20 protein-coding genes are annotated in these 21,299 nt (G+C 69.6%); 14 read left to right on the top strand and 6 right to left on the bottom strand.

Annotated features, from left to right (window positions below):
- Positions 1-98 precede the first annotated feature (98 nt).
- The 4 genes from QAR72_RS06990 to QAR72_RS06975 all read left to right on the top strand — a co-directional run bounded on the left by QAR72_RS06990 (position 99) and on the right by QAR72_RS06975 (position 5,060).
- Positions 99-1,757 carry an NAD+ synthase gene (locus tag QAR72_RS06990; RefSeq protein ID WP_304616640.1) on the top strand — a complete coding sequence of 553 codons (1,659 nt, stop codon included), beginning with the start codon at positions 99-101 and terminating at the stop codon, positions 1,755-1,757.
- Between the two features lie 307 nt (positions 1,758-2,064).
- On the top strand, positions 2,065-3,027 hold the full coding sequence (locus QAR72_RS06985) for a L,D-transpeptidase (RefSeq protein WP_331497647.1): 963 nt from the start codon (positions 2,065-2,067) through the stop codon (positions 3,025-3,027).
- Between the two features lie 148 nt (positions 3,028-3,175).
- Positions 3,176-4,099 carry a hypothetical protein gene (locus tag QAR72_RS06980; protein ID WP_304616639.1) on the top strand — a complete coding sequence of 308 codons (924 nt, stop codon included), beginning with the start codon at positions 3,176-3,178 and terminating at the stop codon, positions 4,097-4,099.
- 13 nt (positions 4,100-4,112) lie between these two features.
- Entirely contained in the window at positions 4,113-5,060 is a 948-nt protein-coding gene (locus QAR72_RS06975; RefSeq protein ID WP_304616638.1) for a lytic transglycosylase domain-containing protein, read from the top strand.
- 6 nt (positions 5,061-5,066) lie between these two features.
- Here QAR72_RS06975 and QAR72_RS06970 read toward each other — a convergent pair whose 3' ends face one another.
- Positions 5,067-7,259 (bottom strand): primosomal protein N', encoded by a 2,193-nt coding sequence (locus QAR72_RS06970; RefSeq protein ID WP_304616655.1) that lies wholly within the window; start codon positions 7,257-7,259, stop codon positions 5,067-5,069.
- A 115-nt stretch (positions 7,260-7,374) separates the two neighbouring features.
- Between QAR72_RS06970 and fsa the strand changes: the two genes are divergently transcribed.
- The 5 genes from fsa (at position 7,375) to QAR72_RS06945 (ending at position 11,194) form a co-directional block, all read left to right on the top strand.
- Complete coding sequence (gene fsa, locus QAR72_RS06965) at positions 7,375-8,028, top strand: fructose-6-phosphate aldolase (RefSeq protein ID WP_304616637.1); 654 nt, start codon at positions 7,375-7,377, stop codon at positions 8,026-8,028.
- A gap of 17 nt (positions 8,029-8,045) precedes the next feature.
- The gene (locus QAR72_RS06960) at positions 8,046-8,741 is read left to right on the top strand and encodes a DUF484 family protein (protein WP_304616636.1); all 696 of its coding nucleotides are present in this window, start codon (positions 8,046-8,048) and stop codon (positions 8,739-8,741) included.
- Entirely contained in the window at positions 8,738-9,676 is a 939-nt protein-coding gene (locus tag QAR72_RS06955; protein ID WP_304616635.1) for a tyrosine recombinase XerC, read from the top strand. The genes QAR72_RS06960 and QAR72_RS06955 overlap by 4 nt, the downstream gene beginning before the upstream one ends.
- 73 nt (positions 9,677-9,749) lie before the next feature.
- The gene (gene msrA / locus QAR72_RS06950) at positions 9,750-10,325 is read left to right on the top strand and encodes a peptide-methionine (S)-S-oxide reductase MsrA (RefSeq protein ID WP_304616634.1); all 576 of its coding nucleotides are present in this window, start codon (positions 9,750-9,752) and stop codon (positions 10,323-10,325) included.
- On the top strand, positions 10,325-11,194 hold the full coding sequence (locus QAR72_RS06945; RefSeq protein WP_304616633.1) for a 50S ribosomal protein L11 methyltransferase: 870 nt from the start codon (positions 10,325-10,327) through the stop codon (positions 11,192-11,194). Before msrA ends, QAR72_RS06945 begins: the two co-directional genes overlap by 1 nt.
- A gap of 72 nt (positions 11,195-11,266) precedes the next feature.
- Here QAR72_RS06945 and QAR72_RS15625 read toward each other — a convergent pair whose 3' ends face one another.
- Positions 11,267-11,596, bottom strand: coding sequence for a DUF1127 domain-containing protein (locus QAR72_RS15625; RefSeq protein ID WP_331497646.1), 330 nt, complete (start codon positions 11,594-11,596; stop codon positions 11,267-11,269).
- Between the two features lie 40 nt (positions 11,597-11,636).
- Positions 11,637-12,362, bottom strand: coding sequence for a 16S rRNA (uracil(1498)-N(3))-methyltransferase (locus QAR72_RS06935; protein ID WP_304616632.1), 726 nt, complete (start codon positions 12,360-12,362; stop codon positions 11,637-11,639).
- Between the two features lie 14 nt (positions 12,363-12,376).
- Here QAR72_RS06935 and ubiA point away from each other — a divergent pair, with 14 nt between their 5' ends.
- The 3 genes from ubiA to QAR72_RS06920 all read left to right on the top strand — a co-directional run bounded on the left by ubiA (position 12,377) and on the right by QAR72_RS06920 (position 15,848).
- On the top strand, positions 12,377-13,315 hold the full coding sequence (gene ubiA, locus QAR72_RS06930; RefSeq protein ID WP_304616631.1) for a 4-hydroxybenzoate octaprenyltransferase: 939 nt from the start codon (positions 12,377-12,379) through the stop codon (positions 13,313-13,315).
- Between the two features lie 62 nt (positions 13,316-13,377).
- Positions 13,378-15,522 (top strand): OmpA family protein, encoded by a 2,145-nt coding sequence (locus tag QAR72_RS06925; protein WP_304616630.1) that lies wholly within the window; start codon positions 13,378-13,380, stop codon positions 15,520-15,522.
- Positions 15,519-15,848: a hypothetical protein gene (locus tag QAR72_RS06920; RefSeq protein WP_304616629.1), complete on the top strand. Its 330-nt coding sequence runs from the start codon at positions 15,519-15,521 to the stop codon at positions 15,846-15,848. The genes QAR72_RS06925 and QAR72_RS06920 overlap by 4 nt, the downstream gene beginning before the upstream one ends.
- Before the next feature lie 133 nt (positions 15,849-15,981).
- Here the strand turns inward: QAR72_RS06920 and QAR72_RS06915 are convergent, their stop codons facing one another.
- The 3 genes from QAR72_RS06915 to smpB form a co-directional block, all read right to left on the bottom strand.
- On the bottom strand, positions 15,982-17,163 hold the full coding sequence (locus tag QAR72_RS06915) for an amino acid aminotransferase (RefSeq protein WP_304616628.1): 1,182 nt from the start codon (positions 17,161-17,163) through the stop codon (positions 15,982-15,984).
- Complete coding sequence (sseA, locus tag QAR72_RS06910; RefSeq protein ID WP_304616627.1) at positions 17,163-18,017, bottom strand: 3-mercaptopyruvate sulfurtransferase; 855 nt, start codon at positions 18,015-18,017, stop codon at positions 17,163-17,165. Before sseA ends, QAR72_RS06915 begins: the two co-directional genes overlap by 1 nt.
- Positions 18,018-18,078: 61 nt before the next feature.
- Positions 18,079-18,552 (bottom strand): SsrA-binding protein SmpB, encoded by a 474-nt coding sequence (gene smpB / locus QAR72_RS06905; RefSeq protein ID WP_219828831.1) that lies wholly within the window; start codon positions 18,550-18,552, stop codon positions 18,079-18,081.
- Positions 18,553-18,654: 102 nt separating this feature from the next.
- Here smpB and QAR72_RS06900 point away from each other — a divergent pair, with 102 nt between their 5' ends.
- The gene (locus QAR72_RS06900) at positions 18,655-20,301 is read left to right on the top strand and encodes a thiamine pyrophosphate-binding protein (protein ID WP_304616626.1); all 1,647 of its coding nucleotides are present in this window, start codon (positions 18,655-18,657) and stop codon (positions 20,299-20,301) included.
- A complete protein-coding gene (locus tag QAR72_RS06895; protein ID WP_304616625.1) occupies positions 20,298-21,278 on the top strand; it encodes a P1 family peptidase in 981 nt (326 codons plus the stop codon). The genes QAR72_RS06900 and QAR72_RS06895 overlap by 4 nt, the downstream gene beginning before the upstream one ends.
- Positions 21,279-21,299: the final 21 nt, after the last annotated feature.

Below are 21,299 nucleotides of genomic sequence, written 5' to 3'. Positions count from 1 at the left end.
ACAGCTTTACCGCAGCGGGCAGGCAGAGGCAAAGCCCGTCTTTCCCTCGGCCCGCCGATCCTCTATCCCCAGAGGGTGACGCGACAGGGGACCACACCATGAGCGACCGCTTCCGCCTGACCATCGGCCAGTTGAACGCCACCGTCGGCGACCTGCCCGGCAACGCCGCCCGCGCCCGCGAGGCATGGGAACAGGCGCGGCAGGCGGGGTCCGACATGCTGGCCCTGCCCGAGATGTTCATCACCGGCTACCAGACGCAGGATCTGGTGCTGAAACCCGCCTTCACCGCGCAGGCGATCCGCGCGATCATCGAACTGGGCCAGTCCCTGACCGGGGGCCCCGCCATCGGCATCGGTGGTCCCTGGGCGGAAGACGGGCGGCTTTACAACGCGTGGTGGGTGTTCCGGGACGGCGCGCTGGTGGCGCGCGTCATGAAGCATCACCTGCCCTACAAGCAGCTTTTCGACGAATTGCGCCTGTTCGACAGCGGTCCGATCAGCGGTCCCTATCCCGTCGGCGCGGCCCGCATCGGCAGCCCGATCTGCGAGGACAGCTGGTACCCCGACGTGGCCGAGACCCTGGCCGAGACAGGGGCCGAGATCCTCGTCGTGCCGAATGGCAGCCCCTATCACCGCGACAAGCTGGACCTGCGCATGGGCCACATGGTCGGCCGGGTGGTCGAAACCGGCCTGCCGCTGGTCTATGTGAACATGGTCGGCGGCCAGGACGACCAGCTTTACGACGGCGCGAGCTTCGTGCTGAACCCGGGCGGGCACAAGGTCGTGCAGCTTCCCGCCTTTGAAGAAGCGGTGGTCCATGTCGATTTCACGCGGCAGGCCGACGGCTGGCGCGCCGAGCCAGGACCGATGGCCCCCCAGCCCGATGCCTGGGAACAGGATTATCAGGCGATGATGCTGGGCCTGCGCGATTACCTGCGCAAGTCGGGCTTTCGCAAGGTGCTGCTGGGCATGTCGGGCGGCATCGACAGCGCGCTGGTCGCCACCATCGCCTGCGATGCGATCGGGCCGGACAATGTGCGCTGCGTCATGCTGCCCTCGGAATACACCTCGCAGACCAGCCTCGACGACGCGGCCGATTGCGCGGGGCGGCTGGGCGCGCGGCTGGATACGGTCCGCATCGACGGCGCGCGCGACGCGGTGGGCGATGCGCTGGCCCATCTGATGGAGGGGACCAGCCCCGACATCACCGAGGAAAACATCCAGTCCCGCCTGCGCGGCGTGATGCTGATGGCGATCTCGAACAAGTTCAACGAGATGCTGCTGACCACCGGCAACAAGTCCGAGGTCGCGGTCGGCTATGCGACGATCTACGGCGACATGGCGGGGGGCTACAACCCGATCAAGGATCTCTACAAGACCCGGGTGTTTCAGACCTGCCGCTGGCGCAACGCGAACCACCGCCCCTGGATGATGGGCCCCGAGGGCGAGGTGATCCCGCCCCGCATCATCTCGAAACCGCCCTCGGCCGAGCTGCGCCCCGACCAGAAGGACGAGGATTCGCTGCCCCCCTACGAGGTGCTTGACGCGATCCTCGACGGGCTGGTCGAACGCGACCTGTCGCTGGCCGACCTGATCGCGCAGGGCTTCGACGAGGATACTGTCCGCAAGGTCGAGACGCTGCTCTATCACAGCGAATGGAAACGCTATCAGGCGGCGCCGGGGCCGCGCATCTCGACCCGCGCCTTCTGGCTGGACCGGCGCTATCCGCTGGTCAACCGCTGGCGCGACAGGCCCTGAGGCAAGACCGGACGGAACAGAGGCCGGCCGGACCGCGTTGCAGGCAGGTGCGACAGGTGGTTTGCGTACACGCCAAGTTGTTCCACAAGGCCGAAATTTGATTTGCTGACGCGCCACGGCAACATGCATCTGGACTTATTGCGCCGCTGCGGCGGCTAAAGTCCGCTCATGTCTTGACCCAGAAAGGCGAACAGGCACAAGCAACACAATTCGAATCGCGTCCCCTCCGGGCGCGGTCCGTCACAAGACACTGCCCCAGGCCGCGCGCCCCTGCCGCGACCGCGCCTGCGAAGGACAAGGATACGCGATGATGCGCCTCGCTTCTCTCTTCACGGCCCTGGCCCTCGGGCTGGCCGCCTGTGCCCCGCAACCCGAAACGCCCGCCCCCGCGCCGACCCGCTCGGCCGAGGTGCCCGCGATCTATCAGGCGCGTCAGGATCGCGGCCCCGACGGGGAGATCATCGACATTCCCGCCGTGCGCGCGGCCTATCTGACCGACCGCAACCGCCGACAGCTGGTGCCGTTCAACGGCCCCGAATCGGCGGGCACGATCGTCGTCGATCCCTATGCGCGGGTCCTCTATCACGTTCAGCCGGGCGGTCAGGCGATGCGCTACGGCGTGGCCGTGGGCCGCGCGGGCAAGGGCTTCGAGGGCAGCGCGACCATCGCGCGCAAGGCGGCGTGGCCGGCATGGCGCCCGACCGACAACATGATCCGCACCGAGCCCGAGCTTTACAGCCAGTTCGCGGGCGGTCTGACCGGCGGGATGCACAACCCGCTCGGGTCGAGGGCGCTGTATCTGTATCAGGGCAGCCGTGACACCTATTACCGCATTCACGGCACGATGGACCCCTCGTCCATCGGCAAGGCGACCTCGGCCGGCTGCATCCGCCTGTTCAACCAGGACATCATCGACCTGTTCGAGCAGGTTCCGAACGGCACCCGCGTGACCGTCCGGTCGCAGGCCGACAGCCTGCGCTACGAAGGCCCGATGGTCGAGACGCCCGAAGGCTATGTCGTTCCCGCGAACGAGCTGCAGACCGCGCTGGCGACCCCGATGGGTGCTGCGGCTCCGGCCTCGGCGGCGCCTGCCGCGACGCCGGCTGCGGCCGCGCCCCTGGCCGCGGCTCCGCAGAGCTTCCCGCCGATGGACCCCTATGCCCAGATCGCGGCCGATCCCTTCGCGCAGCCCTCGCCGCTGCTGGTCTCCGACCCCTTCGCGACGGCCGATGCGACCTTCGTCTCGCCGGTGGAAAGCGCCGTTCCGTAAGGCAGTTTTCCTGCCGCCCGGGCAGGGTCGAGACATTGCATGGCCCCGCCCGATGGCGGGGCCTTTTCAATTGCAAATTCCGCATTCTATGCGCAATCTCGGCTCGTCGGCCGCTGCCGCAGAAACCGCCGCCCTGAACGAGTGCGCCATGCCCAACAATACCAGCCTCGAAGAGGAAACCCTCGGACCCGAGCATCTGGAACTGGCCCGGCAAAGCCGCGCTCCGGCGATCTCGGAACTGGCGGATGACGCGGTGCACGCCTTGCTGGATGCGTTGCGCGGTGCCGTGCAATCCTTCGGCAAGGTCGAGGACGGGATGCAGGGCGCGTCAGTCACGCTGCTGCGCGCCGCGATCCGGCGGGTCGAGGCCGAACGGCGCAAGCGCGGCCTCAAGGCGCGTCCCGCCGTTCCGGCGGCCGTGGCGCCCGCAAGTCTGGCCCCGGCGGCCAAGCCGCGCAAGCCCGCCACGATCGCACGCAAGCCTGCCGGCCGCAAATCGGCCGAGGCGCGCAAGACCGATCTGCGCACCGAACCCCACCGTCTGCCGCGCGGCAAGAAATCGGGCCCGCGCGCATTGTTGCCACTGACCACCGATAACGATCATCTGCATGTAACAAGGGACAGGACCATGCCGACGAAGGACAGCGAAAAGGCCGTGAAGGACGCCGAGCGCAAGGCGGCCAAGGAGGCCGCGAAGCAGGCCGAGAAAGAGGCCGCCAAGGCCGAGCGGCAGGCCGCGAAAGAGGCCGAACGCGAAGCCCGCCGCGCCGCCCGCAAGGCCGAGAAGCAGGCCCAGAAGGACGCCGAGAAAGCCGAGCGCAAGGCCGAACGCAAGGCGGCGGCCAAGGCCGCCAAGGCGGATGCGCCGGAAAAGGTCAAGGCGTCCAAGCCCGCCAAGGCCGAGGGCGCCAAGGCCAAGGCCGCTGGCAAGGCCGAGGCCAAGCCTGCAACCAAGGCGACGGGCAAGACCGCCGCCAAGAGCACGGCGAAACCGGCCGCCAAGACCGCCTCGAAATCTGGGTCGGCCAAGTCGGCCTCGGCCAAGGGCTCCAAGGCCCCCAAATCCGAGTAAGGCACGTGCTGCCATGATGCGCGCCCTGCGGCCCCGGCTGCCCGTGGTTGCGGCCCTGCTGCTGCTTTGGCAGGGCTTGGCCGCGCCCCTGACGGCGGCGCCGGCCGTGGACGCGCATCTGGGGCTTGGCCCGGTGGCCCGGGTCGAGGACCGGCGCTGCACCGATGACGGTCGCGACTGCATCCGCATCACGCATTACGCCTCCGATGTCTGCACCCTGATCGAACGCAACGCTGCGGAACAGGGGCTGGACCCGAATTACCTGGCCCGGCTGCTGTGGAAGGAAAGCCGCTTCGACCCGGCGGCGATCAGCCCGGCGGGCGCGCTTGGCATCGCGCAATTCATGCCGGGGACGGCGCGGCTCTACCGGCTGGACGATCCGTTCAATCCCGCCGAGGCGATCCGCAAATCGGCCTGGTATCTGGCGCGCCTGACCGAGCAGTTCGGCAACAAGGGACTTGCCGCCGTCGCCTATAACGGCGGCGAGGCGCGGGCGGCGCGCTTTGTCGCCCGCCAATCCGGCCTGCCCTTCGAGACGCTGGATTACGTCGAATCGATCACCGGCCATTCCGCCCATCGCTGGCGCGACAACCCGCCCGCGGCCTCGGAGCTACGGCTGGCGCTGGATGCCGATGTGCCCTTTCACACCGCCTGCCAGCGGATGGCCGAGACGCGCAAGCTGCGCGAATTCGACACCCAGCCGCGCACCTATCCCTGGGGTGTGATCCTGGCCAGCCACCCGCAGCGGTCGGGCGCGGCCCAGCAGGTCGCGCGGCTGAACCGGACGCTGCGTCCGATCCTCGATGAAGGCAAGCGCGTGGGTTACGTCAGGAAGCGCATGCAGGGCATGCCGCAGCCGGTCTACACCGCGCAGGTCGGGTTCGAGGGCCGGGCCGAGGCCGTCAGCTTCTGCACCCGCTTCCAGCGTCTGGGCGGGCGCTGCATCGTCCTGCCGAACTGAGGCCGGCTAGAGAAAGCTCTGCGGGTCGATATCGACCGACAGGCGCAGGTTCGGCGGCAGCTTCACGCCGTCCAGCCAATCCGCGATGGCCGCCTGCACCGGCGCCTGACGCGGCGCGCGGATCAGCATCCGCATGCGGTGACGCCCCCTGACGCGCGCGATCGGCGCCGGGGCCGGCCCCCAGAGCTCGGCCCCGATCTCGGCCAGCGGTGCGGCCCGCCCCGCCAGCGCGCGCGCGAAATCGGTGACGATGGCCGGGTCGGGATGGGACAGGATCACCCCGGCCAGCCGACCGAAAGGCGGCATGGCGGCGGCCTGCCGCGCCTCGGCCTCGGCGTTCCAGAAGCCCTCGTCCTCGCCCGACAGGATCGCGCGGATCACCGGATGGTCGGGCTGATGGGTCTGAAGCAGCGCCAGCCCCGGCGCGACACCCGCCTGCCGGCCCGCCCGGCCCGCGACCTGTCGCATCAACTGGAAACTGCGCTCCGCCGCGCGCAGATCGGCGCCCTGCAGGCCCAGATCGGCGTCGATCACACCGACCAGCGTCAGTTTGGGAAAGTTGTGCCCCTTGGCAACGATCTGCGTGCCGATGATGATGTCGGCGCCCCCCTCGGCGATCCGGGCGATGGTCTCCTTCAGCGCGCGGGCCGAATGGAACAGGTCCGATGACAGGATCTCGGCGCGGGCCTGTGGGAAACGGGCGGCGACCTCTTCGGCGATGCGCTCGACGCCGGGGCCGACGGGGGCCAGCTTGCCCTCGACCTTGCACGAGGGGCAGGCCGTCGGGATGGGCCGCGTCTCACCGCATTGATGGCAGACGAGGCGGTTCTGGAAGCGATGCTCGACCATGCGCGCGTCGCATTGGTGGCAGCCGATCTGCTCGCCGCAGGCGCGGCAGACGGTGACGGGCGCAAAGCCGCGGCGATTGAGGAACAGCAGCGATTGTTCCCCCCGCGCCAGCCGCGCCTCGACCGCGCGGGCCAGCGTGGGCGAGATCCAGCGCCCGGCCTCCATCGCCTCGGCGCGCAGGTCGATGGCGCGCATCTCGGGCAGGTCCGCCGTGCCGTAGCGCGAGCGCAGGTCAAGCCTGCGATACTTGCCCGAACCCGCGTTGACCCAGCTTTCCAGAGAGGGCGTGGCCGAGGCCAAGACCACCTGCGCGCCGTTGATCGAGGCGCGCAGCACCGCCATGTCGCGGGCGCTGTAGAAGACGACATCCTCCTGCTTGTAGCTGCCGTCATGTTCCTCATCGACGACGATCAGGCCCAGATCGGCAAAGGGCAGGAACAGCGCGGACCGCGCGCCGACGACCAGCCCGACCTCGCCCCGGCCCGCCATGTGCCACAACCGGCGGCGTTCGGTGCGGGTGATGCCGCTGTGCCATTCGCCGGGTCGCGCGCCGAAACGTGCCTCGACCCGGTCGAGGAATTCGGCCGACAGCGCGATCTCGGGCAGAAGGACCAGCGCCTGACGGCCCGCGCGCAGGGCTTCGGCGACGGCTTCCAGATAGACCTCGGTCTTGCCCGATCCCGTCACCCCACGCAGCAGCGTCGTGCCGTAGCCGCCCGCCCGGATAGCGGCGCGCAAGGCGTCGGCTGCGGCCTGCTGGTCGGCGTCAAGGGGCTTGCCGGGCAGCGCCGGGTCAAGGCGGGGATAGGGCGTGTCGCGCGGGGCCTCGATCTCGGCCAGCGCGCCCTGGGCGACCAGTCCCTTGACGACCGAGACGCCCACCCCCGCCAGCCCGGCCAGTTCGGATGCCGCAAAGCTGGCGCCGCCGTGATCGGCCATGACCTGCATCACGCGCGCCCGCGCCTCGGTCTGGCGCGCGACCGGCTGGTCGCCCGGAACGATCACGCGCCGCGCGGCGGGCGGCTGATCCAGATCGGGCGCGCGGGTCGCCATGCGCAGCATCAGGGGCGGCGGGGTCAGCGTGTAATCCGCCGCCCGGGTCAGGAATTCGCGGAACCGCGCATCGAAGGGCGCCGCATCCAGCACCCGCGCGACCGGGCGCAGCTTGGCCAGATCGAAATCGCCGACCCCCTCGCCCCAGACCAGCCCCAGCACCCGGCGCGGCCCCAGAGGCACCAGCACAAGCTGACCCAGCCGCACGCCGCCCTCGGGGGCAAGGTAGTCCAGCACGCCCACCGGCTCGACCGTCAGGACGGCGATGCGGGCGCGGGGCGGAAAGAACGGGAACATCTGATCCATCGCCCGCGATAAAGACGGCGCATCGCGCGGCTTGCAAGGGGGCGCCCCTTCCTGCGGCCCGGTTTCTGCGCTATCACCCTGCCGAACCGCACGAGAGGAGACGGGCATGAAATTCTTCGTCGACACTGCCGATATCGCCGCCATCCGCGAATTGCACGAACTGGGCATGGTGGATGGCGTGACCACCAACCCCTCGCTGATCCTCAAGTCGGGCCGCGACATCGCGGAAGTCACCCGCGAGATCTGCGAACTGGTCCCCGGCCCGATCTCGGCCGAGGTCGTCGCCGCGGATGCCGAGGGCATGATCCGCGAGGGCAAGCATCTGGCGCAGATCGCCAGCAACATCGTAGTGAAGGTGCCGCTGACCTGGGACGGGCTGAAAGCCTGCCGCGCACTGTCGGATGACGGGCACATGGTCAACGTCACGCTGTGCTTCAGCCCGGCACAGGCGATCTTGGCCGCCAAGGCCGGCGCGACCTTCATCAGCCCCTTCATCGGGCGTCTGGACGACATCCACCTGGACGGTATGGACCTGATCGCGGACATCCGCGAGATCTACGACAATTACGGCTTCGAGACCGAGATCCTGGCCGCGTCGATCCGCAGCGTGAACCACATCGTCGAGGCCGCCAAGATCGGCGCCGACGTGATCACCGCGCCCCCCTCGGTCATCAAGTCGATGGCCAACCATGTCTTGACCGACAAGGGGCTTGAGCAGTTCAATGCCGACTGGGCCAAGACCGGCCAGAAGATCGTCTGAACCGCAAAGGGGCGCGCATGAGCACCGAAACATCGGCGGGGCTTTCGTCCGAACTCCGCGACCGGCTTCTGGCCGATCCGGGGGCGATCCTCGACGACCGCGAGGTGATGCGCGCCCTTCTGGGCGCCGAGCGCGCGCAGCAGGGCGAGAATGTCATCGACATCCGCGCCCGCGCCATGCAGGCGCTGGAGGACCGGCTGGACAGGCTGGAGACCACCCATGACGGCGTGATCGCGGCGGCGTTCGAGAACCAGAACGGCGTGGCGATCATCCATCGCGCGGTGATCGGCCTGCTTGAAACCGTCGATCTGGACGATCTGGTCGGCTGCCTGCAATCCGACATCGCCCCCATCCTGCGGATCGAGACCTTGCGCCTGCTGATCGAGGCCGAGCCGCCGATGACCCGCCTGCCCGAGGATGTCTACATCGCGCCTCCGGGCGCGGTGGACCGGATCGTCGCGGCGGGCCGTCGCGCCCCGCGCGGCGACGATATCGTGCTGCGCGCGGCCTCGCCCATCACCCAGCCCATCCACGGCCGCGCGGTCGCCTCCGAGGCGCTTCTGCCGCTGGATCTGGGCGCGCGCCGCCCGCGTGCGCTGCTGCTGATGGGCAGCGCGGATGCGGGACGCTTCTCGCCCGCGCATGGCACCGACCTCTTGCGGTTCTTCGGGCAGGTGCTGCGGCTGGTCCTGCTGGCCCGCCTGAGGGCATGACCGAGGGCGCACCCCTTTTGGCGCTGGCGCCCGCCACGGCGGATGCGCTGTCCCGCTGGCTGGTGACGGAGGCCGCGACCCGCGACCGTTCGCCCCACACCATCACCGCCTATCAGGGCGACGTAATCGCCTTCCTGCACTTTCTTGGCCGCCATTGGGGCGAGGCCGCCGCGCCCGCCCATCTGGCCGCGCTGACGCAATCGGACATGCGCGCCTTTGCGGCATCCGAACGCGGACGGGGCTTTGGCGCGCGGTCTCTGGCGCGCAGGCAATCGGCAGTGCGCAGCTTCCTGCGCTGGATGTCGGACCGCGAGGGCTATGACCTGTCGGCGGCGCTGTCCGCGCGCAGCCCGAAATTTCGCCGATCCCTGCCGCGGCCGCTGACGCCCGAACAGGCGCGCGAGACGCTGGCGCAGGTCTCGGCCGACCATCCGACCCCCTGGATCGCGGCGCGCGACGTGGCGGTGCTGACGCTGCTCTGGGGGTGCGGGCTGCGCATCAGCGAGGCGATGGCGCTGGACGGCCGCGACTGGCCCTTTGGCGAGACGCTGCTGATCCGCGGCAAGGGCAAGCGCGAAAGGCAGGTGCCGGTGCTACCGGTGGCGCGCGAGGCGGTGGCCGATTACCTGCGTCAATGCCCTTGGACCATGGCGCCCGATCAGGCGCTGTTCCGGGGCGCGCGCGGGGGGCGGCTGGATGGCGGGCAGGTGGCCGAGCGGATGCGCCGCGCCCGCGCGGCCCTGGGCCTGCCCTCGACCGCGACGCCCCATGCGCTGCGTCATTCCTTTGCCACGCATCTCTTGAATGCGGGGGGCGATCTGCGCACGATCCAGGAATTGCTGGGCCATGCCAGCCTGTCGACCACGCAGGTCTATACCGGGGTCGACGACGCCCGGCTGATGGCCGCCTTCCGCGCCGCCCATCCGCGGGGCTGAGGCCCGACCGCTTGAACCCGATGCCCGCCACACGCGTTTCCCGACCCGAAAAGCCCAGACGAAAGGGACCACCATGACCGACCACGCCATCTTTCACCGCCCTCTGGGCGCCGCCGCGCCGCAGGGCCACGATCAGGCGATCTTCGGAATGGGCTGCTACTGGGGCGTCGAGCGCCTGTTCTGGAAACAGAACGGCATCTGGTTGACCGAGGTGGGTTTCGCGGGCGGCATGGTCCAGAACCCGACCTATGATCAGGTCAAGCGCGGCGATACCGGCCATGCCGAGGTCGTGCGGGTCATCTATGACAGCTCGCTGATCAGCTATGACCACCTGCTTCAGCTGTTCTGGGAAAACCACGACCCGACGCAGGGCAACCGGCAGGGCAACGATATCGGCAGCCAGTATCGCAGCCTGATCACGGTGTTCAACGACAGCCAGCGCGCCGCCGCCGAGGCGTCCAGGATCGATTACGGCAACCGGCTGGCCGTGCAGGGACATGGCGCGATCACGACCGAGATCGTCGGCGCCGCCCCCTTCTGGCCCGCGCACGAGGCGCATCAGCAATATCTGCACAAGAACCCCGATGGTTATTGCGGGCTGAAGGGCACCGGGGTAGAGGCCAGCATGCCCAATCCGGACCCGATCTGATGCCCACCTATACCGCGCTGACCCACCTGCCCGGCCGCGAGGCCGCCGAAGCCCTGGCCGAGGCCTGCGAGGATCTGACCCCCGAACCCGTCGGCACAGGCATCTTCGAGATCGAGGATGGCAGCCAGCTGTGGGAGGTTGGCGCCTATTTCACCGAAAGCCCCGACGAGATCGCGCTGGCCCTGCTGGCTGCGGCGCATGGGGCGCAGCCCTTCACCATCTCGGAGCTGCCCGAGGTGGACTGGGTCGCCCATGTGCGGCGCGAACTGACCCCGGTGCGCGCGGGGCGCTTCTATGTCCATGGCAGCCACGATGCCGACAGCGTCCCCGAAGGCGTCGAGGCCCTGTGCATCGAGGCCGCGATGGCCTTCGGCACCGGGCATCACAATACGACCAAGGGCTGTCTCGAGGCGCTGGACCGGCTGGCGGTCGAGGGGTTCGAGGCCACGCGCATCGCCGATATCGGCTGCGGCACGGCGGTTCTGGCGATGGGGGCGGCCAGGCTGTGGCCGGTGACGGTTCTGGCCAGCGACATCGACCCGGTGGCGGTGGATGTGGCGGCGGCGAATGTCATCGCGAATGGCCTGCTTGGCCGCGTCGAATGCCTCGAGGCCGCGGGTTTCGACCACCCGATCCTGCATCAAGCCGCGCCCTATGATCTGGTTCTGGCCAATATCCTCAAGCAGCCGCTGATCGATCTGGCCCCCGACATGGCCCGCCATGTCACGCCGGGCGGGCGGATCGTCATGTCGGGCATCCTGACGACCCAGGCCGACGAGGTCGCCGCTGCCTACGAGGGGGCGGGCTTCGTGCAGCCGGACCGCCGCGATCTGGGAGATTGGACCACGCTGGTGATGACGCGCGGGTGAGACGCGCCCTCCGGACATGAAAAAACCCCCGCTGCCGTGGCTTCGGGGGTTCGTTCGTCAGGCGCGTGGGGTTCAGAAACCGCGCGCAATCCGCTCGATGTCAGCGCGGCACAGACCGATATCGTCCAGCTCGCGGTCCGACAGGCGGTTCAGTTCGCGGCGGGTCACGCGGGCTTCGCGCCAGCCAGCCACCAGCGAAGTGATGCGCGCGACAATCCCCGCACCTCCGACAGCCGTATTGGCGCGGTTCGCTTCGATCATCGACATCTTGTCACCTGTTTTCAGATTGCCCTGTCTGCGGGCAGTTTTCGGATAAGACGCAGATAATCCGGGCAGAGCGGAAAGAGTAGGCGCGAAACAGGCATCCCCGCCATGCACTTTCTGCATGTGCAAACGCAGCATGGCCTCGTCATTCCGCCAAGACGCGCGGCAATCCGCCCGATCAGGCGTCCAGCCAGTCGCCCAAGGCCGCCTGCCACAGCGCCAGCGCCGCCACCGCCGCCGTATCGGCGCGCAGGATTCGCGGGCCAAGGCTGACCGGCGTCACGAAAGGCAGCGAGGACAGGCGCTTGCGCTCGGCGGCGGAAAAGCCGCCTTCGGGGCCGATCAGGATGGCCCAGGGCCCGCGCGGCAACCCGGCCAAGGCTTGGGCGGCGCCCACCCGCGCCTCGTCCGCCCAGAGGATGCGGCGCGCCGAATCCCACCCGTCCAGCAGCCGCGACAGAGGCGCCAGATCGGTCAGTTCGGGAACGAAGGTGCCGCCGCATTGCTCGGCCGCCTCTACGGCATGGGCGTGCAGACGGTCCTGCCGGATGCGTTCGGAATTGGTGTGGTCGGTCTGCACGGGCAGGATGCGCGCGGCGCCCATCTCGGTCGCCTTCTCGACGATGAAGTCGGTGCGCGCCTTCTTGATCGGCGCGAAAAGCAGCCAAAGGTCAGGCGGATCGCGCTGCGGGCCGGTCTGTTCCAGCGCGGTGATGATGCCGCCGCGCTTGCCGGCCTCGTCCAGCCGCGCCGACCACGCGCCGTCGCGGCCGTTGAAGACGGTGATCGCCTCGCCCGCCCGCAGCCGCATGACGCCCGACAGGTAATGCGCCTGCGCCGCATCCAGCGGCACGGCTTGTCCCTCGGACAGAGGGTGATCTATGAACAGCCTGATCCTTGCCATGATGGGGCGACGCTATGCAAAACCGGGGCGAAAGACCAGATGTCGTGGCGGATGCCCCGCCGGGCAATTGGGTGGACCGCTATGCGCCGCCCGCGACGCGGCCCTGGCTGCGGCTGAGCCGCGCGGACCGGCCCATCGGGACATGGCTGCTGCTGATCCCCTGCTGGTGGGGGATCGGGCTGGCCATGATGGCCGATGCGCCGCGCTGGTTCGACCTGTGGATCGCGGTCGCCTGCGCGATCGGCGCCTTTGTCATGCGCGGGGCGGGCTGCACCTGGAACGACATCACCGACCGCCATATCGACGCGCAGGTGGCGCGCACACGGTCCCGGCCGCTGCCCTCGGGGCAGATCAGCCTGCGCGGGGCGCTGATCTGGCTGGTCGCGCAATGCCTTCTGGGGCTGGTGATCCTGCTGACGCTCGGCCCGGCGGCGATCTGGATGGGGGTCGCCTCGCTGGCCTTGGTGGCGATCTATCCCTTCGCCAAGCGCTTCACCTGGTGGCCGCAGATCTTTCTGGGGCTGGCCTTCAACTGGGGCGTGATGCTGGCCTATGCCGCGCATATGGGGCGGCTGGACGCGGCACCGGTCATCGCCTGGGTCGCGGCCATCGCCTGGACGGTGTTCTACGACACGATCTATGCCCATCAGGACGCCGAGGACGACGCCCTGATCGGCGTGAAATCCACCGCGCGGCTGTTCGGCGAGAAGAGCCCGCGCATCCTTGCGGGATTCGCCCTGGCCTCGATCGCGGTGATGGCCGTGGCGATCCTGTGGGAGGGTCGCAATCAGTTGATCGCACTGGCGGGTCTTGCCGGGTTCGGGCTACATTTGGCCTGGCAGCTGAACAAGTTCCAGCCCGATCAGGGGGATATCTGCCTGCGCCTCTTTCGGTCGAACCGCGATGCGGGGCTGATCCTTGCGCTGTTTCTTGCCGTGGCGGGGTTGGTCTGATTGCGCCAGCGAGCCGCGGCCGCTAGACGTTGCGCGTTTGCAACAGCGATCAGAATGCCCTCATGCCCAGCTTGCGCCGCCGCCTGACCACCTCGCTTGCCACCCTTGCCGTTCTGGGTGGCGCGGGCGGGCTGTGCTGGTATGGCGCACAGGCCGCCGCGACCTTCATCGAGACGCGCTCGGCCGCCGAGGTGGGCCAGACGCTCTCGCGCGCGGGGTTCGACTGGGTCGAGGTCGCGACCGACGGGCTGCTGGTCGAGTTGTCCGGCACCGCCCCGTCCGAACTGGACCGCTTCCGCGCCGCGACCGAGGCCGCCAGCGTCGTTGATCCCTCGCGTATCCGCGACGCCATGAGCGTGGCCGCCATCGAGGCGATGACCCCGCCCGATTTCAAGCTGGAGCTTCTGCGCGGCGATCAGGGCATCTCGCTCATCGGGCTGGTGCCGGCCGCGACCGACCGGACCGCGCTGACCCGCAGCCTGCGGCTGGAAACCGCAGCGCCCCAGATCACCGACCTGATGGAAAGCGCGGATTATCCGGTGCCGCCGGATTGGGACGAGGCGATGCGGCTGGGGCTGATGGCCGCGCAGGCCTTGGCCAATGCCAAGATCTCGGTCGCGCCGGGTCAGGTCCACGTGACCGCCCTGGCCGACAGCGAGGCCGAGCGGACCCGGCTGGAGGGGGTGCTGAGACGCTCGACCCCCCAGGGCGTCACCCTGACCACCGAGATTTCGGCCCCCCGCCCGGTGATAGCGCCCTTCCTGCTGCGTTTCGTGATGGATGAAAGCGGCCCGCATTTCGACAGCTGCGCCGCCGATGACGATGCCGCGCGCCAGCAGATCCTGGATGCCGCGCGCGAAGCGGGGATGACCGGCAACGCCACCTGCCCGCTTGGGCTGGGCGCACCCTCGGCCCAATGGGGCGAGGCTGCGGCGCTGTCCATCGCCGCGCTGGCGCGGCTTGGCGCGGGCAGCGTCACGCTGAGCGATGGCGACATCGCCCTGCGCGCCCCCGCCAGCGTCGAGCGGCCCCTGTTCGACGAGACCATCGCGGCCCTGCAGGGCGATCTGCCTGCGACCTTTGCCCTGATCGCCAGCCGCGATCAGGACGAAGCGGCCGGAGGCCAGGTCGAATTCCAGGCCACTCTGACCGAAGGCGGGACCCTGTCGATCCGCGGCGGCATCGCCGATACGCGGATGCGCGAGGCGGTGGACAGCTTCGCGCGCGCCCGGTTCGCGGTGGCGCAAAGCGCGCTGCGCAATGACGAGGCCGTGCCGAGCGGCTGGACCGTGCGCGTCATCGCCGCGCTCGAGGCGATGGATGTGCTGCAATCGGGCCAGGCGCGGGTGACGCCCGATCTGGTCCAGGTCGCGGGGATCTCGGGCGACAGCGAGGCGACGCGTCGGGCCTCGGGGATCCTGTCGCAGCGTCTGGGCGCGGGGGCGCGCTACGAATTGTCGATCCGCTACGACCGGCGGCTGGACGAGTCGCTCGGCCTGCCCGACGGCGATGAATGCGTGGCGCGGCTGAACCGCGTGATGCAGGAATCGGCCATCGGGTTCGAGCCGGCCCGTGCCTCGATCGCGGGCGATCCCGAGCCGACGCTGGCGCAGCTGGCCACGATCATGGCCGATTGCGCCGATTTCCAGATCGAGGCGGGCGGCCATACCGATTCCCAGGGATCCGAGGCGTTCAATGCCGACCTGTCGCGCGCGCGCGCGCAGGCGATCCTGACCGCAATGGCCGAGACCGGGATCGACGTCACGCACATGACCGCGCGCGGCTACGGCGAAAGCCAGCCCATCGCCACCAACGAGACCGAGGAAGGCCGCGAGGCCAATCGGCGGATCGAGTTCCGCCTGCTGTCGGCCCGCCCGGTCCAGAGGGCGCCCATGCCCGCGCCGGTCACGGTCTCGGGCGTGACGCAGGACGTGACCGAAACGCCGCCCGAGCCAGTAGAAATGGGGCCCGAGCGCCCGGCCGGTCCCGAAGCTCCGCGCCCGGTGATGGGGCCGCCCATGCCGCCGGCAGAGGGGTCGGGCCTGTCGGTCAGCACGCTCGGCGCCAGCGAGGAATTCCAGACTCTGGACGAACGCGAGGAAAACATTAGGGTGCCGGTCCTGACGCCGGATGAAGACACCCCCCGCCCCTCGCCCCGCCCCGCGGCCGTGCCGGGCGTGCCAGAGGACGAAGATAGCGACGCATGAACCGTTCGGAATTCGTAGCCGCCACCGCGATCATCCTGTTTGCGGCCTTTCTTCTGGGATGGTTCGCCTGCTGGCTTCTGGGGCGGCTGACGCGTCCGGGCCAGGCCGAGATCGGGGAATTGCACAAGCTGGCCGCCGCCTTGCAGGAGGCCGAGGGCCGGCGCGACGCGGCCGAGGCGTTGCTGGCCGAGCGCGAGGCCGCGATGGCGGGACGGCTGGCGGGAAGCGAGGCGGAATTGCGCGCGACGATGGAGGCGCTGCGCGATGCACAGGGCGAAGTCGAGGAATTGCGGGACTATATCGAACGGGCGCTGGCGCGGCGCTAGGATGGCCCGCCTGCGGCGGGCGGAGGAAGGGGGCCTTCAGCCCCCTCTTGGCCTGCGGCCAATTCACCCCCGAGGATATTTCGCCCAAGGCAAAGGGTGAGGGGGCGCGCCGCCAAGGCGCGCCCGGGGCCGGTCAGATGCCGGCGTCGATGATCGCGCGGGCGAGGACCGGGACGGTGTCGCGGTTCAGGCCCGCAATGTTCAGGCGCGAATCGCCCACCATGTAGATCGCCGCGTCGGTCTTGAGCTTGGCCACCTGTTCAGGGGTCGCGCCGAGGCGCGAGAACATGCCGCGGTGACGGGCGATGAAGTCGAAGCGGTCGGTGCCGGTCAGTTCGCGCAGCTCGGCGGCGAGCTGGTCGCGCAGGCCCAGCATCGTGTTGCGCACATCCTCGAGCTCGGCGGCCCAGTCGGCGCGGAGCGCGTCATCGGTCAGGATCGTGCTGACGATGCGCGCGCCGTGATCGGGGGGGAACGAGAAGTTCTGCCGGTTCAGGAAGGCCATCGCGCCCTGCGACAGATCGCGGGCCTCGATGTTCTGCGCCAGCGCCATCAGGATGCCGGTCCGTTCGCGGTAGATGCCGAAATTCTTCGAGCAGGAGGCCGCGACCAGCACCTCGGGCAGGCTGCGCGCGACCAGACGCGTGGGTTCGGCATCGGCATCCAGCCCGTCGCCGAAGCCCTGATAGGCGAGGTCGATCAGCGGGATGGCGCCGGTCCGGTCCAGGATCGCGATCACTTCGGACCATTGATCCAGCGTCAGGTTCGCGCCGGTCGGGTTGTGGCAGCAGCCATGCAGCAGCACGATGTCACCCTTGGCGGCGCGGGCGAGGTCGGTCTTCATCCCCTCGAAATCGACGCCACGGGTGGCGGCGTCGAAATAGCGGTATTCGCTGAAGGGCACGCCCATGAACTTCATGATCGACAGGTGGTTCGGCCAGGTCGGGTCCGAGACGTGGACATGCACGTCCGGGTTGGCCATCCGCGCCAGTTCCAGCGCCTGCCGGATCGCGCCCGTGCCGCCGACCGAGGCGACAGAGGCCAGCCGGTCCGCCGGCACCGCGCCGAGGATCATGCCCGCCAGCGCGTTGCGGTAATCGGCCTCGCCCGCCAGGCCGGTATAGGCCTTGGTGGTCTGGGTTTCCCAGATGCGCTGTTCGGCGGCCTTGACCGCGCGCATGACCGGGGTGACGCCCTGCGGGTCCTTGTACACGCCCACGCCGAGGTCGATCTTGCCCTGACGGGTATCGGCCTTGAATTCCTCGATCAGCATCAGGATCTTGTCGGGGGCTTGCGGTTTGAGGTTGGACAGCATCAGGCGTCTCCGGTTGCGATGGTCAGGTCGGGAAAGCTGCCCCATTCGGTCCAGCTTCCGTCGTAAAGCGCGTGGTTCTGGTGGCCGATCCGTTCCAGCGCCAGAAACAGGATCGCGGCGGTCACGCCGCTGCCGCAGGTCGTGATGACGGGCCGCGCCAGATCGACGCCCGCCTGCGCGAAGGCCTCGCGCAGGTCGTCCGGCGCCTTCAGCGTGCCGTCCTCGTTCAGAAGCCGGCCGAAGGGCAGGTTCAGCGATCCGGGAATGTGGCCCGCACGCAGGCCAGGCCGGGGTTCGGGCGCCTCGCCGCGAAAGCGTTCGGGGGCGCGGGCATCGACGATCTGCGGATCGCCCAGCTTGGCCGCGCGGGCGACCTGCGTCACGTCGCAGACCAGATCGGGCTGGCGGCGGGGCGTCAGATGGCGGTCGCGGATCGTGGCGGGCTGACTGTCCAGCACCCGCCCCTCGGCCCGCCATTTGCCCAGACCGCCATCCAGCACCGCGACGTCGCGGTAGCCCATCAGGCGAAAGGTCCACCAGGCCCGCGCCGCGCTGCGGACGGCGCTGTCGTCGTAGATCACGACCTGCTGGCCGTCGCCCACGCCAAGCGCGCGGACGCGGCTGGCGAATGTCTCGGGCGGCGGGGCCATATGCGGCAGGGCCGAGCGGGTGTCGCTGATGGCGTCGATGTCGAAGAAGCGCGCGCCGGGGATATGGGCGGCTGCGAATTCGGCGCGGGCATCGCGCCCCAAGGCGGGCATGTGCCAGCTGGCATCGAGGACGCGCAGCTGCGGATCGTCCAGCCGAGCCGCCAGCCAGTCGGTCGAGACCAGCACCCGTGGATCGTCCTGCATCGCAGCCCCCCTTTGCGCCGTGCCGCCCCGATCTACAGGGTGGCGGGCCGGGCCGCAATGGTCAGCCCTGCTTCAGCAGCCGCTGTTTCTGCCGGTTCCAGTCGCGTTTCGCGCTGGTTTCGCGCTTGTCGGCGACCTTCTTGCCCTTGGCGATGCCGATCTTCAGCTTCACCCGGCCCTTGTGGTTGAAATACATGACCAGCGGCACAAGGGTCATGCCCTCGCGCCCGATCGCCTGCCACAGCCGCGCCAGTTCCTTGCGCGAGACCAGCAGCTTGCGGCGCCGGCGTTCCTCGTGGCCGAAGACGCCGGCATGGGGCAAGGCGGCGATGTAGCCGTTGATCAGCCACAATTCGCCCCCCTCGACCGAGGCGTAGCTTTCCGCGATGTTGGACTGGCCGGTGCGCAGCGATTTCACCTCGGACCCGGTCAGCACGATGCCGACCTCGAGATCGCTCTCGATGAAATAGTCGAAGCGCGCGCGCCGGTTCTCGGCGATCACCTTGTAGTTCTTGCTGTCATCGGTCTTGGCCATGGGCCTTGCAGATAGGCGCGGGCGGGGCGGCTGTAAAGGGCGGCCGGTTGCGCCCGGCGCCGCGATGGGCCAGCCTGCGCCCGGAAAGCAAGGGGGTGGATGATGCGACATGGCGGACAGATCCTGGTCGATGCGCTGCGCGCGCATGGCGTGGGGCGGGTCTTTTCGGTGCCGGGGGAAAGCTTTCTGGCGGTGCTGGACGGGCTGCACGATGCGGGCATCCAGAATGTCGTCTGCCGCCACGAGGGCGGCGCGGCGATGATGGCCGAGGCCACGGGCAAGCTGACCGGGCGCCCCGGCATCTGCTTCGTCACGCGCGGCCCCGGCGCCACGAATGCCAGCGCGGGCGTCCATGTCGCCCAGCAGGATTCCACGCCGATGATCCTGTTCATCGGCCAGATCGCGCGCGAGGACCGCGACCGCGACGCCTTTCAGGAGGTGGATTACCGCCAGATGTTCGGCGGGCTGGCGAAATGGGTCGCCCAGATCGACCAGACCGACCGCATTCCCGAATACATCGCCCGCGCCTTCGATCTGGCGCAATCGGGCCGCCCCGGCCCCGTCGTTCTGGCCCTGCCCGAGGACATGCTGGCGGCCAGCGCCGCCATCCCCGACCTGCCCCCCGCGCCTCGCCCCGTCGCGGGCATCGCGTCCGCCCAGCTGGAGGCGATCCGCGATGCGCTGGCCGCGTCCGAGCGCCCCCTGGTCATTCCCGGCGGCGCGCTGTGGTCGCAGGACGATGCCGACAGGCTGGTCGCCTTTGCCGAAGGCTGGGGCCTGCCCGTCGCCGTGCCCTTCCGGCGGCAGGATTACATGGACAACCGCCATCCCAATTACGGGGGCGATCTGGGCGTCGGCATGAACACCCGCATGGGCGAGGCCCTGCGGCAGGCCGATTGCATCCTGTCGCTCGGCTCGCGGATGGGGGACACGCTGACGGGGGGCTATACGCTGATGCACCCCTCGGCGCAGGGGCGGCGCATCATCCATGTCAGCGCCGCGCCTGACGAGATCGGGCGCCTGTGGCGTGCCGATCCAGGCATCCCGGCCTGCCCGCGCGCCGCGCTTCAGGCGCTGGCGGAGAGCCCCGCCCCGCGCCGGTGGGACGACTGGACCGCCAGCCTGCGCGCCCATTACGAGGATTGGCAGACGCCCCGCCCCACGCCGGGCGAGGTCACGATGGAACAGGTCGTCTGCTGGCTGTCCGCGAACCTGCCCGAGGATGCGATCATCACCAACGGCGCGGGCAATTACGCGGCGTTTGTCCATCGCTATTTCCGCTTCAAGCGGGCGCGGACGCAGATCGCGCCGACCTCGGGGTCGATGGGCTATGGCCTGCCTGCCGGGATCGCGGCCTCGCTGGCCCATCCCGGGCGGGTCGTGGTGACGATGGCGGGCGACGGCTGCTTCCAGATGACCCTGAACGAGCTTTCGACCGCCGCCCAGCACGGCGCGACGCCCATCGTGATCGTGGCGAATAACGGCCGCTATGGCACGATCCGGATGCATCAGGAAAAAACCTATCCGGGCCGCGTCTCGGGGACGGATCTCGCCAATCCCGACTTTGCCGCGCTGGCCCGCGCCTATGGCGGACATGGCGAGCGCGTCACCCGGAACGAGGATTTCGCCGAAGCCTTCGGGCGGGCGCGCGATTCGGGGCGCTTCGCGGTGGTCGAACTGGCGCTGGACCCCGAGGCGCTGACCAGCTTCGCCACCCTGTCGGAAATCCGCGCCAAGGCGATGGGATGAGGCCCGGTCCCCGCAACCTGATCACGGACGTGGCCGGTCTGCGCGTCGGCCATGCCGATGATGCGCGCCTGAAATCAGGGGTGACGGTGCTGACCGCCGACGCGCCCTTCGCGGCCAGCGTCCATGTGATGGGCGGAGCGCCCGGCACGCGCGAGACCGACCTTCTGGCCCCCGACAAGCTGGTGCCGGGCGTGGATGCGCTGGTCCTGTCTGGCGGCTCGGCCTTTGGCCTTGCGGCCTGCGACGGCGTGATGGAGGCGCTACATCAGGCCGGGCGCGGCTTTGCGGTCGGCCCCGCGCGCGTGCCCATCGTGCCGGGCGCCATCGTCTTTGACCTGCTGAATGGCGGCGACAAGGATTGGCGGCAGAACCCCTATCCTGCGCTTGGGCAAGCCGCGTGGCAGAGGGCCGGCGCGGATTTCGCGCTTGGCAGCCACGGCGCGGGGATCGGGGCGATGACGGGCACCCTCAAGGGCGGGGTCGGTTCGGCCTCGGCGGTGCTCAGCACGGGGGCGACCATCGGCGCGCTGGTCGTGGTGAACGCGCTCGGCCAGGCGAATGTCGGGGATAGCCGCCATTTCTGGGCCGCCCCGTGGGAGATGGGCGACGAATTCGGCGGCCTCGGCCTGCCCGCGACCTTTCCCGCCGACCTCGAGCCGCCCCCGACAAAGCGGCTGGGCGAGGCGACGACCATCGCCATCGTCGCCACCGATGCGGCCTTGGACAAGGCGGCGCTGCAACGGCTGGCGGTCGCGTCCCATGACGGCATGGCGCGCGCGCTGGTGCCCAGCCACACGCCTTTGGACGGCGATCTGGTCTTTGCGGCCTCAACCGGGGCGCGGCCCCTGGCCGATCCGCTGGACAGCTTCGCGCTTGGCCATGCGGGGGCTGCGGTTCTGGCGCGGGCGATTGCGCGGGCGGTCTTTGCCGCGCGTCCGGCGCCCGGCGATCTGCAACCCTGCTGGCGGATGGCCTGACATGGAACGGGCGGCGCGGGG

This window comes from Paracoccus sp. (in: a-proteobacteria), assembly GCF_030604785.1.
In the GTDB taxonomy this organism is placed as follows: domain Bacteria; phylum Pseudomonadota; class Alphaproteobacteria; order Rhodobacterales; family Rhodobacteraceae; genus Paracoccus.
This window is presented reverse-complemented; position numbering and strand designations above follow the sequence as displayed.